Source organism: Polaribacter aquimarinus, assembly GCF_003129485.1.
Taxonomy (GTDB): domain Bacteria; phylum Bacteroidota; class Bacteroidia; order Flavobacteriales; family Flavobacteriaceae; genus Polaribacter; species Polaribacter aquimarinus.
The window spans coordinates 193,752-210,343 of the sequence record NZ_QFFG01000002.1; the positions used below are offsets into that span (position 1 = coordinate 193,752).

Below are 16,592 nucleotides of genomic sequence, written 5' to 3' on the forward strand. Positions count from 1 at the left end.
AGGCTTAGATTAATGTTTTATTACTTAACCGCTACTTTACTTTTTACTCCTTCTGTAAAAGTTTTAGCTGGTTTAAAAGCTGGAATATTGTGAGCTGGTATTTTGATAGTTGTATTCTTTGAAATATTTCTACCTGTTTTTTCTGCCCTTGTTTTGATGATAAAACTACCAAAACCTCTTAAATAAACGTTATCGCCATTTTCTAATGCATCTTTCACCTCAGTCATAAATGCTTCAACAGTTGCCAAAACATCTGTTTTTTCAATCCCTGATTTATCTGAAATTTTCGATACGATATCTGCTTTCGTCATGTCTCTATTTTTACTATATTTTTATTAATTTAATTTCAAAAATGCGGATGCAAATATATGATAATTAATCAATTCCAAAAACATTAAAGACTAATTTTATATGAATTTTATAATGTAATTTCGCATTTCTATTTTTAATTAATGAAATTTTCTAACACTCTCATAAACTGGTATTTACAAAACAAACGTGAATTGCCATGGCGCAAAACCAAGAACCCTTATTTTATTTGGTTAAGTGAAATTATGTTACAACAAACAAGAGTTGCTCAAGGTTTGTCTTATTATTTAAAGTTTACAGAAGCTTTTCCTACGGTTTTCGACCTTGCAAAAGCAGATGAAAGCACTGTTTTAAAAATGTGGCAAGGTTTAGGGTATTATTCTCGTGCTAGGAACTTACATTTTACAGCCAAACACATTGCAAATGATTTAAACGGAGAGTTTCCATCAACCTATAAAAACATCATTAAACTAAAAGGAATTGGTGACTACACAGCATCGGCAATAGCTTCTTTTGCATTTAATAAACCTAATGCAGTGGTAGATGGTAATGTTTACAGAGTATTATCAAGATATTTTGGAATTGAAACCGCAATTAATTCATCTACAGGAATTAAAGAGTTTAAAACATTAGCACAAAGTTTAATTGATAAAAAACAACCTGCAAATTACAATCAAGCCATCATGGAGTTTGGAGCTATACAATGTAAACCCCAAAAACCATTATGCATCTTCTGCCCTTTATCTGATAGCTGCGTTGCATTACAAAAAAATGTGGTTGAAAAACTTCCTATTAAAGAAAAGAAGTTAAAAGTTAGAAATCGTTATTTTAATTTTTTAGTCATAAAAACAGATGATAATAAAACCATTTTATTAAAAAGAAAAGGAAAAGGAATTTGGCAGGGTTTATATCAATTTCCTCTAATTGAAAGTAAAAAAAATATCAACAAAAATGAGTTAATTACAACAGAAGAGTTTAATAATTTGTTTCCACATGAAATCACGATTTCTCTCTTTAATAAAAAAGAAATTGTACATAAATTATCGCATCAACATTTACACACGCAATTCTGGATTGTAGAAACTAAAAAATTACCCCAGGCAGAAATTAATTGGAATAAAGTTGAAAAATATCCTGTTCCTATTTTAATTGCTAACTTTTTAGAAACTTATCAAGCTAAAAAGTAATTAATATTTTTAGTACTTTTGATATTATTACTCAAAGATAAAATACAAGCTATGGCAGGAACAATAAACAAAGTAATTTTAATTGGAAATTTAGGTGACGAAGTAAAAATGCATTACTTTGACGACCAAAACTGCGTAGGGCGTTTTCCAATTGCCACTTCAGAAAGTTACACCAATAAACAAACTGGAGAAAAAATAACCAATACCGACTGGCATAATATTGTAGTTAGAAATGGTTTGGCAAAAGTTTGCGAAAAATATCTTTCTAAAGGAGATAAAGTATACGTAGAAGGAAAACTAAAAAATCGTCAATGGGAACAAGATGGTGTAAAACGGTATTCAACTGAAATTCAGGTAAACGAAATGACGATGTTGTCCAATAAAAACAATAATCTACCAATACAAAATCAACAACCTGCTGCAACAGCACCAAAGTCTGTTACAACTGAAGAAAATGACGATTTACCTTTTTAATTTATTTTATCAATAAAAATCATAAAATTTGGATTCAGATCCCGAACCTTTATTTTTATTTATTGCCTCTATTGATGTTCTTACTAGTATCGATATTATAATTCTTCTTGGCTTATTATTAAGTTCTGCTTTAATTTCTGGAACAGAAGTGGCTTTTTTCTCACTTTCTCAAACAGATTTAAACGAACTTTCTAACAACGGAAAGGAAGAAAATATTGTTGTAAATTTATTAGAAAAACCTCGAAAACTACTAGCAACAATTCTTATTACCAATAACTTTATCAATATTTTAATTGTATTGCTTTTTGCTTCTTTGTCAGAAACATTATTTGGTGATTTCAATTACGAATTGAATCTTTACTTCTTTACAGCTACCATTCGTTTTTTTGTTGAAATAGTCTTAGTTACATTTTTAATTTTATTGTTTGGAGAAGTACTCCCAAAGGTTTATGCCTCTAGAAACGCACTACGTTTTTCAAAAGCAATGTCTAAATTTATTCATTCCGTTAATATTTTATTAACCCCTTTTAGCTTGCCGTTAATATCTTTAACCAAATGGATAGAAAACAAATTAGGAGGAAGCAAAGGAAGTAATTTTTCTGTAGAAACCTTATCACAAGCTTTAGAGCTAACTTCTGAAGGAGCAACCACAAAAGACGAACAAAAAATTTTGGAAGGAATTGTAAATTTTGGAAATACCGAAACTGTGCAAATTATGAAGCCTCGAATCGATATTTTTGCACTTTCTGATGAAGAATCTTACGAAGATGTTTTAAATAAAATTCTTAAAAATGGATATTCTAGAAATCCAATTTATAAAGAAAATATAGACAATATTATTGGGGTTTTATACGCTAAAGATTTATTAGCCCACCTAAATAAGAAAACCTTTAAATGGCAAAATTTAGTTAGGGAAGCCTTTTTTGTTCCAGAAAACAAAAAACTTGATGATCTATTAGACGATTTTAGAGCACGCAAAAACCATTTAGCAATTGTTGTAGATGAATATGGTGGCACAAGTGGGTTGGTTACTTTAGAAGATGTAATTGAAGAAATAGTTGGTGACATAAATGATGAATTTGATGATGATGATTTGTCTTACTCTAAAATAGATGCCAACAATTACATTTTTGAAGGAAAAACAACCATTAAAGATTTTTGTAGAGTTTTAGATGATGAAGATGAAGCCATTTTTGAAGAAGAAAAAGGTGAAAGTGAAACATTAGCTGGGTTTATTTTAGAAGTTTCAGGTAGATTCCCCAAAAAAGGAGAGAAAATAAATTTTAAAAATTACTCGTTTACTATTGAAGCGTTAGATAAAAAACGCATAAAACAAGTTAAAGCAACTAAAAATGCGTAACCTTTTTATATTCTTTTTTATATTGATTCTTACAGGTTGTAAAGAAGAAACTTTACCAAAACCAAAAGCATATTTAAGCTTAGTTTATCCTAAAAAAACTTATGAGAAATTAACTATACAAAGACCTTATACTTTTCATATTTTAAAGAATACAAATGTTATAGATGAAACTAATAATTGGTTAAAAATTAAATATCCGAGTTTAAAAGCCTCCATAGATATCACATACAGACCTGTTAAAAACAACCTAAAAGAATTGTTAACTGAAGCTGAAAAACTAGTCTTTAAGCATGCAGTAAAGGCTGAACAAATTATTCCTAAAGACTTTGTAAACCCTGAAAAAAGAGTGTTTGGAAGTTTGTATGAAATTACTGGTAATGCGGCATCTCATTTGCAATTTCATGTTACCGACAGCACTAAAAACTTTATAAAAGGTTCTTTATACTTTTATGCAAAACCTAATTACGATTCTATTTTACCAGCAGTAAATTACATCAAAGAAGATATTCTACACTTGGTAGAAACTTTAGAATGGAAAAAATGAAAGCGATAAGTAAATCTACCTGTTTTATAAAATAGCTATTCTAACTCTTATTTTTCTGCTTCTCTTTTAGTTTCTTGCTAATTAAATTTCAATAACCAAACTTATCTAAAATTATGAAATCATTAATCTTTAAATTATCATCTATTTTATTGATGATATTATTAGTGCCATCTTGCACAAAAAAAGTAAAAGAAGATCTTGCTACAGCTCCAAAATATGTATTATCTATTACAGAAATCACAAATTCTAAAGCCCCAGCATTACAGTCTTTTACACACGGAGTTTCAGGAAATGAATGGCTTTTATTTGCAGGAAGGACTAACAATAAAAACGATTCTATTGGTGGTTTACACAGTATTTTCAAAGGAAATTATGCAAATACTTCTTTTTTGCCCCCATCTTTTAACGATAGTCTTTTTGTATATAATCCAATCTCAAATGCAAAACCTATTAGGATGCATTATAAAACTGTAGTAGAAACCATAAACAAACAATGTTTTGAGCAAATTGGAGAAATGACAATTCCTTGTATCGAATTAAAAAACTTCTTAAATCAAAATTTATCAATTTTTAGAAATACAAATGCGCTTGTAAAACAAGATGGAAATTTTTTATATACAGTTGGTGGTTATGGTGCTCCAGTTAATGATGTTAATACAAAAAATTATTTAACATTTAATCAGATTGCTAGGATTCATGTACCAAATATGATTAAACTAATAAAAGGCGAAAAATTATCTTTACAAAACCTAAAAAGTTTAATTAGTGTTGGAAAAAATAAACATCTTGTAAGCACAGGTGGTGAAATGTACAAATTTGATGATGTTCTTTATTTGGCAGGTGGTCACAATTTTGGTAGTTCTGCTCCAAGTTTTTCTCAAGGTCAAAAATATGTAAATGCTGTGTATCCTTTTAAAGTTTCTACAGCAGACAAACCTTATAAACTAACAGTGACAATACAAGACACAATTTCTGATGTTACAACCCCATCTGCTAAAGGAACAGATGCAGTTTCTATTTTTAGAAGAAGAGATGGTCCAATAACGCCAAATTTTTATAAAGTAAACGGCGAAATAAAAAGAGGCTTAACTTTCTATACAGGTGTTTTTAGACCAGATAGTACTGCAATTGTTAATGGCAAGAAAACCTCTTATCATTTGGCTTGGAATAATGCAATTTATGTGCATCCAGAAAAAATTGTAGAATCAAAAAAGTACACATATGATGCTAGTTACAATCAGAAAAACTTTAATGTGTATTCTTGTCCTAATATAGCTTTATTTGATTCTGATTCAGAAATTATACATACTTATTTATTAGGCGGAATTGGTGATGGTAAAAGAGCTGCTGTTGGTCATTTATCTGGTTTTACAAACACAGGAGTTCATATAAAAATGAATATTGGCAACCCTACTTTAAAAAGTACACACACAGTTTTAGATTATAATATATTTAATAGTGGTAATAATGAACCACCTTTTTATGGTGCAGAATCGATTTTATTTCTTAATAAAAGTTTACCATTCTCCAACAACTCAGATGAAATTATAGATCTTAAAAAAGCTTTTAATGATACAGATAGCAATTCTATAAAAATTGGTTATGTTTTAGGCGGAATTGAAGCTTTCCAATCCAATCCTGGAACTTACGGAAAAAGAAACTCGAGAGCTTCTAATAAAATTTGGAAAGTAACACTAACTAAACAATTTTAATTGATCAAATTCATATAGAAAGAGGTCTAATTTTTTTAGGCCTCTTTTATACTATCTCCATTTTCTTCAACAAAAAAGAAGCATTCATATTTTTACAGACTCCACTTTTTAAAGTATAATCAAAATGTAATTCGTCTTTTATGATTTCTGCATCAAAATAATAGTTTTTGATACCCGAAAATTCATTTTCTAATTCGCACAAACTTACATCGTGAGTAGCAATGATACCTGTAGATTTTGATTTGGTGAGTTTTTCTACAAATTTTTTAGAACCAATAGCTTTATCTTTACTATTTGTGCCTTTTAAAATCTCATCTAAAATGATGAAGTATTGTTCTTGTTTAATCTCATCAACAATAAATTTTAAACGCTTTAACTCAGAATAAAAATACGATTCATCTTCTGTTAAAGAATCTGTTGTCCGCATACTTGTAATCAATTTTATGGGTTGATATTGAAAACTATCTGCACAAACGGGTAGTCCACAATTTGCCATTACAATTGATAAAGAAACTGTTCTTAAAAAAGTACTTTTCCCAGCCATATTTGCGCCAGTTATAATAAAAAATTGTGCTGTATCAATGGTAAAATCATTATCAATTCTTTTATGAGTATCTAATAAAGGATGCCCTAAATTGGTAGCTTTTATAATTTGTTTTTCTGATGAGAGTTCTGGAAAAACAAATTTTTGATGATTGAATTTAAAATTTGCCAAAGAATTTTGAGCATCAAAATACGCGACTACTTCAAACCAATTTTCAACTGTATGTTTGTAGTTAAAAATCCACTTTTCTACTTTACAAGCATTTGCAATTTCCCATAGAAACAAACCATTTCCAAAAACAGCTATAATAATGTTATTTCGATTATCAAAAGCATCTAAAATTTTAGAAAAAGAAGCAAATATTGTAGATGCTTTTTTATTTTCCGATTGAATTACTTCTTGTTTTTCTTTTAGATGGTTTGAAGAGAATTCTTCGGTCTCAATTTCATTTAACAGTTGGTGATATTGTTTAAATGTTTCTCTAACTTTATCTGTTTCTTCATATAAATTATTGGTTTTCCTAAGAAATTTCCCTGTGATAAAAAGTCCTGTAAAAAACCAACCTAAGATATAATTGAAGGATAAAAACCCAAAAGAAAATAAACCAATTAACACCAAAGAAATTAGAGAAAAACCTATTTGTGCTTTTGCCAAATATTTTGGGAGAACAGGCTTATAATTTAGTATCCATTTCGTGATAAAATTGGTTTTATTTTTCACAGTTACCAAACTTGCTAAAGCAGAAAAATGTTGGCGCCATTTTACTTTTTCTGAAAGCTCTTCAATTGCTTTTTGTTTCTCAAAAATGTCATCCGTTTTATTATTTGTAAGTGTCTTTGCCAATGCTATTTTACCATCATTTGTGTTTGTTCTATTGATATATTGAAAAAAAGAACCTATTCCGAATAAATCTATATCGTTACTATAATAATGCAAAGGATTCACAAATTCTGAACCAGTTTCTAAATAATGAAAATCTCTATTTAAAACTTTAATTTCAGTTTTGTTAATCTCAATTTTAGCGTCTACAATTGCTTTTTCTTTTTTAATGTTCAAATATTTTATCACTAAAAAAGAGAATAATAAAATCCCTAAAAAAGCAATAATAAAAACATCTGGGTAACTCCCAAAAGTGAGATAAATTAAAAAAGATGTCACAAGAAAAACAGACAACCTAAAGACTCCTAGGTTGATAAGTTTTGTTCTAAGATTAGAAGATTCCTTCTCTAATTTATCTTTTTGTTTAATATAAAACTCTAAAGGGTTATTCATTGAATTATTTACGTTCTTTAAATTTTATATCAAGTTTAATTGCCAATTCTCTTCCAAAATTAACGGCATCATCAATTTCATAAAATGAGGTAATGCTATATTTATTATTCTCAACATCCCAAATATTTACTTCACAATAATTCTTATTATTCAAAAAAGTAGATACTCTATCTAATTTATTAGTGTTTACCCATGAGCCAAAACCAAAAGGACCCACAGACCAATAAGCCTTGTATTTGTTTAATTCTAAGTCAAAATAATGACTTAAAACTCTAGAAAACTTAATTCCAAAAGCCACCAAAACAATCAATCCTGCTAAAACTCTAAAGCTTATTTTATAATAATCTTCTGTTATTGCAACACCATTATTAATATAAAATATTATAACACTATAAGTAGCAATTGAGAAAAACACTGCTCCTAAGAGCCTTTCATACCAAGCTCTTTTATTTGATACAATTTTTACAATTCCTTTTTTTTGCATTTTAATAACTCGAAATTCCTCCAGTTAAATTCAACACTTTTAAATCTGGATATTGTTCTTTCATTTTTGTGGTTGCTCTGTAACTATTGAATCCTCGTTGGCAAACCATCACATAGGTTTTATCAAAATCGACTTCTATTTTAGAAGCGTCGAATTTATTGATATGAATAGTTTGGTCTACTTCAAAAGGTAATTTTAGATTTTCTAAAACCGCTATAATTTCGAGATTTGTCGACTGCGAACTAAATGATAATTCTCGTTTTAATTCTTCAGGAGATATTTGCCATTCTTTATTTTGTGTAGAACAGGCTATATCAAAATAAGTTTGAGCTTTGAAAATTTTGGCGATTTTTTCTTTTAAAACAGTTGGATTTAGTTTCATTTTCAATTGCGTATTTTGAAGTGAGTTGTAAATCAACAACTCATTAGTCAATGGTTTACCTACTTTTGTTACAACTTTTAATACTTCATTTACTTGTTGTGTTGCAATCATACCAACAATTGCATTTAGCGTTCCAGCTTCTTCGCAATTCGGAATATCAGTTGCCATTTCTGGAAAAGCATCTCTTAAATTTGATGAGTAAGTTCCATCAGTTTGCAATACGTTAAATGTTGCTACATATCCATCAAACTTATATAAAGAACCATACACCAATGGTTTGTTTTTAATCACACAGGCATCGTTTAGTAAATATTTTGTTGGAAGAGAATCTGTACCATCAACAACAATATCTACATTTTCAATCAAATTAAAAACGTTTTCTTTTGTTATAGATTTGTTGGTAAAACTGACTTCTGTAAAAGGCGCTCTTTTCTTTATAAATTCTGATAAAACAGCTGCCTTTGGTTTGCCAACATCTTCTAAACTATAAAAAACTTGTCTATGTAAATTTGTAACATCAACTGTATCAAAATCTATTAAATGAAGTTGCCCAATTCCGCTTGCAGCCAAATACACCGCGATCGGACTTCCTAAACCTCCACAACCAACCACCAAAACTGAAGCATTTTGTAGTTTTTTTTGCCCAACTTCACCAATTTCTGACAAAGTAATTTGACGTTTAAAAAGTTGTTTTTTTGATGGGTTCATTCTAAGAATTTATCTCCTTTTTAGCATCTTCAAATTCTTCTGGAGTATTTATATTTCTAATAATATCGTCATCAATCTCAACAATTTCAACATCAGAATTAATCAACATTTTACGTGGACAAGAATATCCTTGTGCTAAATATTGTAATAAAATAGGATACGCTTTTGGTTCGTAAAGCGTAATTAAAGGCTCTACAAAATCTTTGCTTTTTCCCTTTATTGCTGTAGCTGCTTTACTTGGATTTCTATGTTTTAATAACAACTGAATCACCTCATCATTTACAAAAGGAACATCTGTTGCCAATACAAACCAAGCTGCATTTGGGTCTTTTTGAAAAGCAGAACAAATACCACCAAAAGGGCCTAAATTGATAAATTTATCAGAAATCTCATTGTCATTTTCAGAAGTTCTTACAGAAAAATACGTTTTTAAATTGTTGTTTTCTAACAACTCTTTGGCAACTTGTTTTTGAGGTTTTCCAAAATAATTCAATTCAGATTTATCTTGCCCCATTCTTGTGCTTTTTCCGCCAACTAAAACGAGTCCTTTTATTGGAGCAATTTTTTCTTGAATCAGATTATTGATATGATTTGCAATTGCATCAACTTCATCAATAGTATAACAAGTAATATTTTTAATGTTTGGATATTTCTCAACTAAAAAATCGAAATATTCCGTTTCTGAATTGAGTTTTACCACAAACTGAATACTATCTAATTGAGCTAGTCTTTTTAAAACAGAGGCTTCTTTAGTTTCGTCTAAAATTAAAATCTGTTTTGCTCCTTGATAGTGATTTCCGTTGATAAACACATAATCATACTGAGCGAAATCTAATCGTTGTTGGAACTTATTTACCATCTTAGATGTAGTAATCTGTAAATTACCTTGATGATGAAAAGTGTATTCAGAAATTTGATTTAATTCAACATTTTTTGCGTGTGATGCATCAAAATAAGCTAACTTATATTTTGATAATTTTTCAGAAACTTGATGCACTAAATCAGAAATATTACCACAATTTGTACCTAAGATTGAAATCTCATTTGGCGCAAAATTACCATTATCTCGTCTTTCTAAATTTGTATGTTTTTTGTGTTTAGCCATTTTTAATATCCGATTTTCCACCTGTTTTTTCTAACAACTTCACTTCTTTAATTACCATTTTCTGATTTATGCTTTTACACATATCATAAATAGTTAAACAGGTAATATTAGCCCCAGTTAAAGCTTCCATTTCTACTCCTGTTTTTCCTTCTATAGTTACTTTACAAAACACTTCTATGCTTTCATCATCTACGATATTGATATCAACATCTACTCCATTAATTAACAATGGATGACACATAGGTATTAATTCTGAGGTTTTTTTTACTCCTTGAATTCCTGCAATAATTGCAGTTTGAAAAACGGGTCCTTTTTTTGTAATTAACTCATCATTTGTAAAATGAGAAATTACTTCTTTTCCTAAAAACATAACTGCTTTTGCAATAGCTGTTCTTTTGGTAATTTTCTTATCAGAAACATTTACCATTTTAGGATTGTTCTTTGAATTTAAATGTGAAAAGCTCATTTAAATAGTTTTTAGTTTTAAATGTTTAGTTTTTAGTTAGATTGCTTTGAGAAGTTTTAACAATTGAGGTTAAAATTCTTATTAATTCGTGAATATCCAAAATTAGTGAATTTACATCTATATTTGTTAGTTCACTTTCCTTTAGTAACCTTAACCAATACTTAGTTTCTCTAGCTTCTTTAGAAGAAATAGACATTTTTGCTATGAAATCTTTTTTACTTTGTCCAGCTAAAGCTTCTTCTATATTTGCTCCAATTGAAGTTCCACTTCTCAATATTTGATTAGAAATTACAAATTCTTTTTCTTTTTGTAATTTTTTATAAAGTGAAATAATTTTCAATGAAAAATCAAAACTCTTTTTTTGGACGATACTTTCTTTCATAGCAATAATTTAACTTAAGACTCAAAACTAAACATTTAAAACTATAATTAACTATATCTAATTACAGGAAAATTCTCACCTTTTTTAAATTCTGTTTCTCCTTTTGGTAATTGAATAAAAGCATCTGCATTTACCAAACTTGCTAAATCTCCAGAACCATTCCCTTTGATTGGTGATGCTAATAAATGTCCGAATTTATCACTTAATTTTACTTGCAAAAAATAGGTTAAATTGGGTTTAAAAGCAACATCTTCAGTTAGAATTGCGGTTTCTTCTTCTACCTTTAAACCAACAGATTTGTAATACCAAGAATAAAAATACACCAAACAATTTACAAAAGTTGAAATAGGATTTCCAGGAAAACCAAAGACATTACTAGTATCAGTTTTTCCGTAGAAAAAAGGTTTCCCAGGTCTTTGAGTTATTTTATGAAACAATTTTTGTACTTGTAATTCTTCAAAAACTTCTGGTAAAAAATCGAATTTTCCTTTGCTTACTGCTCCACTAAACAACAACACATCATATTCTTGTAAATAAGCTGCTATTTTCTGTTTTAAAACAGGTTTATCATCAGTAATATGTGCAGTTTCTGACGGAATATTTAATCGCTCTAACAAAGAAACCAAGGTAAAGACGTTACTTCTACGTATTTGATACTCTAAGGGAGTTTCATCAACACCAACCAATTCATCACCTGTAGAAATAATCATTACTTTGGGTTGTTTTGCAACTTTTACAATTGATTTTCCAACGGTTGCTAAAACACCTATTTCAGCTGCTGATATGAGTTTGTTTTTGTGAATCAAAACATCTCCTTGCTTTCTATCTTTTCCTTTCGTATGTATGTTTTGGAAGTCATTTACTTTATCAATTTGGATATTTGCAATTCCATTTTCAATTTCTACATCTTCATAACGAATCACTGAATTTGCATTTTTTGGCAATACAGCTCCAGTCATTACTTCAATACAATTTTCTGAATTTTGTAAGGTGATTTGTTTACTTCCTGCAGGTTGAATTCCTTCTATTTTAAATGCTCTTTGCCCGTTTTTAAAAGCGTTAAAATCGATTGCAATTCCATCCATAGAAACTCTATTGAATGGTGGAAAATCTCTATCTGCAACAATATCTTCTTTTAAAATTCTACCAACAGATTTTATAAACGGAATTTCTTCAACTCCAAAATTTTGAGTTGTATTTAATATGCTATTTTTTGCTTCTTCTACTGAAATCATTAAATATTTTTAAGTATTAATGTTAATCCCCAAATAAAAGCCATAATTATCAGAAACCACTTATTAATAAAAACTTTCCACGAAAAATAACTGTGATCTTTCATTTTTAAAGGTTCTTTTAAATCTAATTGAAATAACAATCCAATAATTCCTAATCCAATTAAAATAAAACCAGATTGAATTGGATAACCATCAAGAGCACTAAGAAAAACATCCATATTTACCCCCCAATCGTACTCATACTTTCAGAAACATTTCCTTTTTTTCGGTTTGCTTCTGCTATAAAACCATTTTCTGGTTTGTCTTTTACCAAACTTAAAAAGAGCTCTTTTAAATCGTCATTAGAAGCTCCATTTCTGATAAAATCTCGCAAATTAAAAACGCCATCATCAAACAAACAATTTTTAAAAGTTCCAGTACTTGTAATTCTTATTCGGTTACAATCACCACAAATAGTTCTTGTAAATGCAGGAATTATCCCCACAGAGCCTAAATGTCCTTCAATTTTATAATTTCTGGATGTTGATGATTTTTCAGTTTGAATTTCACCCACTGAAAACTCAGTTTTTATCTCGTTTAAAATCTTTTTAAATGTCCAGTTTTCTTGCATATCACGTTGTCCTTTTCCGTTAAAAGGCATTTCTTCAATAAAACGTACTGCAACATTTTTATCTTTTGTCAATCTTACAAAATCGACAATTTCATCTGTATTAAAACCAGATTGTACTACTACATTCAATTTTAAATTCAAGCTGCTTTTTTCAAGGGTTTCAAAAGTTTTGTAAACTTCAGGAAACACATCTCTACGTGTAATTTTTGCAAACTTATCACGCTGCAAACTATCAATACTTAAATTGATGTTTTTTACTTTTTTAAGTGATTCAATTTTATCTATATGATGAGAAATTAAAGCACCATTTGTAGTGATATTGATAGCATCTAACAAATCGTTATAAGACAGCATTTCTAAAAAACCAACAAAATCTTTTCGCACAAAAGGCTCACCGCCTGTTAAACGCACTTTTTTTACACCTAATTCTGTTAACACACGAATTAATCTGTACATTTCTTTAAACGTAAGTAACTCTTCTCTTGGTACAATATCAATTCCGTGAGCAGGCATACAATATTGACAACGTAAATTACAACGATCTGTAACCGCTAATCTTACGTATTCCATTTGTCGTCCAAAACTGTCTATTAATTTGCTCATAAGGTTTGCTAAAGTATCGCCTTTAAAGATTTATTTTTATGATTTTAATCACTTATTAATTTGGTAATTTATTGCTTAATAATCCATAAATAAATGCACCTAAAAGCGCTCCAACTAATAAAATGATTGCAGGAATTGCTTTAAAACCAAAAATTACAAAAATGGGAGCGGCACATGCTCCTGAAACTCCCCAACCTAAGCCAAAGAATGTTCCGCCAATAATAGTTCTAAATAAACCTTTCTTTTTTGGTGTTGGATAAATTCTATTTCCTTTAATATCTTTAATTTTTCCTCTTTTAAACAATTGCATAAAAATCATCGAAATTACTACTGCCCCACCAATAATTCCATACATATGAAAAGATTGGAATTTAAACATTTCATAAAAACGGTACCAAGAAATAGCCTGTGTTTTACTTAAAACTATGGCAAAAAAGATTCCTAATAGTAAAAATTTAATATTCTTCATCATCTAAAAAATTAAAGGAATTAAAAACCAAGTAGCAATAATACCACCAATAAAAAAACCTATTACAGCTAATAGCGATGGTAACTGTAGGCTACTTAAACCAGTAATAGCATGTCCAGAAGTACAACCTCCCGCATAGCGTGTTCCGAATCCGATAAAGACTCCAGATATCAATAAAATTAAAAATCCTTTAAAAGAAAAAATAACATCTTCTCCAAAAATTTCATCAGGAAAATATTGATGGCCAACATTGGAAAACCCTAAATCTGTGAGCTCATACACTGTAGTAGGATTCAAATCAATACTTTGTTCTGGAATCAAAAAATTTGAAGAAATCATCCCACCAATAATTAATCCTACAACAAATAATAGTGCAAAACTACTTTCTTTCCAATCAGTTTTGAAATAATCAGAAATTTTTCCTGCCCCTGCCATAGTGCACAAAGTCTCGAAGTTTGTGGAAGCTCCAAAGTTTTTACCAAAATAAAAATACAAGAGTAATGATATGGCAATTAAAGGCCCTCCAATATACCAAGCCCAAGGTTGAAATATAAAATCCATAACTATAGTTTAGTTTTTAAATAATTCATAATTATTTTTGTTGCACCCAAATTGTCTTGAATGTATTTTTTGTTGATAGTTCCTGTTAATTTTCTAAAATTTTCATCTTTTTTAAAGTTGATAAAAACCTTTGTAAACTCTTGTTGATTGCTAACAGAAATGCAACCTCCAATTTTTACCAAATCTACAGCTTCTTTAAATTTGTCGTATTTATTTCCAATCACTACAGGAATTCCGAAAGTTGCAGGTTCTAAAATATTATGTAAACCCGTTTTTAAACCTCCACCTACATAAGCAACATCTGCAGCTGCATAAATTTTTGTAAGAATTCCAATAGTGTCAATAATAAACACTTGATATTCTGCTAAATTTTTTCCATCATTATCAGAAAAAAGAACTGTTTTTTTCGTGATTGATTTTTGTAGTGCTACAATTGCATCACTTTTAATATTGTGCGGTGCAATAATAAATTTCTCTTTTTCTGATGATTGATTATTGATGTAATTTACCAACAATTCTTCATCTTCTTTCCAGGTACTGCCAGCAACAATTGTGTATTGATTATTTTTAAAATCTTCTATAAAATCTAACGAATTATCTTGTTCTAAAATTTTAGAAACACGATCAAAACGTGTATCTCCTGCAATAGTAACATTTGAATAGTTGATATTTTTAAGAAGTTTTTTTGAAGTTGTATTTTGAACAAAAAAATGATGAAAGGCGTGCAGAGATTTTCTCATAAAACCTCCATAAAATTTAAAGAAAATTTGTTTTTCTCTTAAAATTCCTGAAACTAAAATTGTAGGAATATTCTTTTTTTTTAGTTCGTTTAACAAATTTGGCCAAAACTCATATTTAATAAATACAGCCAACTTTGGGTTTAGAGCTTTTACAAATTGTTTAGCATTTGATTTAGAGTCTAATGGTAAGTAACAAACCACTTCTGCCAAGTTATAATTTTTTCTAATTTCATATCCAGAAGGAGAGAAAAAAGTAATTAGTATTTTATAATTAGGATATTTCTTTTTGATTTCTTCTATAATCGGTCTTGCTTGTTCAAATTCGCCCAAAGAAGCAGCGTGAAACCAAATAGTATCCTTATTTTTTAAAGATGAAATTTTAGAAAATATTTCTTTTCTCCCATCAACAAAAAGCTTTATTTTTTTATTGAACAAAGCAATTAAAGAAAGTAGTATTTGTGCCTTAAATACGAATATGTTGTATAGAATTTTCACCGTTTGTAAAAGTACAAAATACTAAGTGGTGTAAATAAAAAAAGCTACCCAAAAATGGATAGCTCAATTTTATTAAACAAATTCAGTTCTGTTATAACATCACATTCCCCCGAAAAATGTTAAAACAACCTAAATCTAGGTCAAAAATACATTAAAACTAAATTGCAAACCTTAAAAATGTTCTGAACGCACCTATATTGTTCTTAAATTATACAAATTTAACCGCCCTAAATTAAATTAATTCTTTTTATAATATCGTCTTTATATTTTTTACCTATTGGAATTTCATCATTTAAAACCTTAACTGATGTTTGGGTAATTTGCGATAAGAATTTTGTATTTATGATATATCCTCTATGAATTCTAATAAAACTATCGTTCAATTTTTGAATAATATCATTTAAACTAGTTCTAACTACTATTTTCTGTTGAGATTTTAGAATAATCTCAATATAAACATGGGCACTTTTTAAATACAAAATATCCTCAAAATGTACTTTGGAATAAAAACCTTTATCCTTTACAAAAATTGAATCTTTGATAATCAAATTATCGCTATTCATTTCACCTATTTTCTTAGAAAAATTATGTAGGGCAATTTCAATAGAGGTATATAATTCATCCTTAGAAAAAGGTTTTACTAAATAAGCTGGAGGCATTACCTCTTTAGCTTGGTTTACAGTAAAAGTATCGGAATTTGAAGTTAAGAAAATAAAGGGAAAATTGTAAGAATCTCTAATTTTTTTAGCAATGTCTATTCCAGTTTTTTTTCCTGAAAGTTGAATATCTAAAATAGCAATATCTGGTTTTTCTTCTTCAATTCTTTCAATAGCCTCTGTATAATTTATGGCTGGCTCTAAAGCTTCATAACCTAAATCATTTAAGGCATCACAAATATTATCTGCGATAATCATTTCATCCTCAACCACAAGAATTTTCACTTTACTCAT

At 29.0% G+C, this 16,592-nt stretch carries 19 protein-coding genes; 5 read left to right on the forward strand and 14 right to left on the reverse strand.

Annotated features, from left to right (window positions below; all coding sequences use genetic code 11):
* Positions 1–20 precede the first annotated feature (20 nt).
* A complete protein-coding gene (locus DIS07_RS04300) occupies positions 21–311 on the reverse strand; it encodes an HU family DNA-binding protein (RefSeq protein WP_087521132.1) in 291 nt (96 codons plus the stop codon).
* A 141-nt stretch (positions 312–452) separates the two neighbouring features.
* Between DIS07_RS04300 and mutY the strand changes: the two genes are divergently transcribed.
* From mutY to DIS07_RS04325, 5 genes are all read left to right on the forward strand, one after another.
* A complete protein-coding gene (mutY, locus tag DIS07_RS04305) occupies positions 453–1,496 on the forward strand; it encodes an A/G-specific adenine glycosylase (protein WP_109404006.1) in 1,044 nt (347 codons plus the stop codon).
* A 51-nt stretch (positions 1,497–1,547) separates the two neighbouring features.
* The gene (locus tag DIS07_RS04310; protein WP_109404007.1) at positions 1,548–1,970 is read left to right on the forward strand and encodes a single-stranded DNA-binding protein; all 423 of its coding nucleotides are present in this window, start codon (positions 1,548–1,550) and stop codon (positions 1,968–1,970) included.
* 28 nt (positions 1,971–1,998) lie between these two features.
* The gene (gldE, locus tag DIS07_RS04315; RefSeq protein ID WP_109404008.1) at positions 1,999–3,330 is read left to right on the forward strand and encodes a gliding motility-associated protein GldE; all 1,332 of its coding nucleotides are present in this window, start codon (positions 1,999–2,001) and stop codon (positions 3,328–3,330) included.
* Complete coding sequence (gene gldD, locus DIS07_RS04320; protein WP_109404009.1) at positions 3,323–3,874, forward strand: gliding motility lipoprotein GldD; 552 nt, start codon at positions 3,323–3,325, stop codon at positions 3,872–3,874. Before gldE ends, gldD begins: the two co-directional genes overlap by 8 nt.
* A gap of 113 nt (positions 3,875–3,987) precedes the next feature.
* Positions 3,988–5,586, forward strand: coding sequence for a hypothetical protein (locus tag DIS07_RS04325; RefSeq protein WP_146190708.1), 1,599 nt, complete (start codon positions 3,988–3,990; stop codon positions 5,584–5,586).
* A 46-nt stretch (positions 5,587–5,632) separates the two neighbouring features.
* Here DIS07_RS04325 and DIS07_RS04330 read toward each other — a convergent pair whose 3' ends face one another.
* From DIS07_RS04330 to DIS07_RS04390, 13 genes are all read right to left on the reverse strand, one after another.
* Positions 5,633–7,402, reverse strand: a complete 1,770-nt coding sequence (locus tag DIS07_RS04330; protein ID WP_109404011.1) for a MutS-related protein — start codon at positions 7,400–7,402, stop codon at positions 5,633–5,635.
* Positions 7,403–7,406: 4 nt separating this feature from the next.
* Complete coding sequence (locus DIS07_RS04335) at positions 7,407–7,886, reverse strand: hypothetical protein (protein WP_109404012.1); 480 nt, start codon at positions 7,884–7,886, stop codon at positions 7,407–7,409.
* Between the two features lies 1 nt (position 7,887).
* Complete coding sequence (locus tag DIS07_RS04340) at positions 7,888–8,976, reverse strand: HesA/MoeB/ThiF family protein (protein ID WP_109404013.1); 1,089 nt, start codon at positions 8,974–8,976, stop codon at positions 7,888–7,890.
* Position 8,977: 1 nt separating this feature from the next.
* On the reverse strand, positions 8,978–10,081 hold the full coding sequence (locus DIS07_RS04345; RefSeq protein WP_109404014.1) for an NTP transferase domain-containing protein: 1,104 nt from the start codon (positions 10,079–10,081) through the stop codon (positions 8,978–8,980).
* Positions 10,074–10,547: a cyclic pyranopterin monophosphate synthase MoaC gene (moaC, locus tag DIS07_RS04350; RefSeq protein WP_109404015.1), complete on the reverse strand. Its 474-nt coding sequence runs from the start codon at positions 10,545–10,547 to the stop codon at positions 10,074–10,076. The genes DIS07_RS04345 and moaC overlap by 8 nt, the downstream gene beginning before the upstream one ends.
* A 25-nt stretch (positions 10,548–10,572) precedes the next feature.
* Positions 10,573–10,929 carry a four helix bundle protein gene (locus DIS07_RS04355; protein ID WP_109404016.1) on the reverse strand — a complete coding sequence of 119 codons (357 nt, stop codon included), beginning with the start codon at positions 10,927–10,929 and terminating at the stop codon, positions 10,573–10,575.
* Between the two features lie 47 nt (positions 10,930–10,976).
* A complete protein-coding gene (locus tag DIS07_RS04360) occupies positions 10,977–12,164 on the reverse strand; it encodes a molybdopterin molybdotransferase MoeA (RefSeq protein ID WP_109404017.1) in 1,188 nt (395 codons plus the stop codon).
* The gene (locus tag DIS07_RS04365; protein ID WP_109404018.1) at positions 12,164–12,382 is read right to left on the reverse strand and encodes a hypothetical protein; all 219 of its coding nucleotides are present in this window, start codon (positions 12,380–12,382) and stop codon (positions 12,164–12,166) included. Before DIS07_RS04365 ends, DIS07_RS04360 begins: the two co-directional genes overlap by 1 nt.
* Before the next feature lie 2 nt (positions 12,383–12,384).
* The gene (gene moaA / locus DIS07_RS04370) at positions 12,385–13,377 is read right to left on the reverse strand and encodes a GTP 3',8-cyclase MoaA (protein WP_109404019.1); all 993 of its coding nucleotides are present in this window, start codon (positions 13,375–13,377) and stop codon (positions 12,385–12,387) included.
* 55 nt (positions 13,378–13,432) lie between these two features.
* Positions 13,433–13,846: a YeeE/YedE thiosulfate transporter family protein gene (locus DIS07_RS04375; RefSeq protein WP_109404545.1), complete on the reverse strand. Its 414-nt coding sequence runs from the start codon at positions 13,844–13,846 to the stop codon at positions 13,433–13,435.
* A gap of 3 nt (positions 13,847–13,849) precedes the next feature.
* Positions 13,850–14,407, reverse strand: coding sequence for a YeeE/YedE family protein (locus DIS07_RS04380; protein ID WP_109404020.1), 558 nt, complete (start codon positions 14,405–14,407; stop codon positions 13,850–13,852).
* A gap of 2 nt (positions 14,408–14,409) precedes the next feature.
* Positions 14,410–15,642, reverse strand: a complete 1,233-nt coding sequence (locus tag DIS07_RS04385) for a 3-deoxy-D-manno-octulosonic acid transferase (RefSeq protein ID WP_109404021.1) — start codon at positions 15,640–15,642, stop codon at positions 14,410–14,412.
* A gap of 227 nt (positions 15,643–15,869) precedes the next feature.
* Positions 15,870–16,592: a LytR/AlgR family response regulator transcription factor gene (locus tag DIS07_RS04390; RefSeq protein WP_109404022.1), complete on the reverse strand. Its 723-nt coding sequence runs from the start codon at positions 16,590–16,592 to the stop codon at positions 15,870–15,872.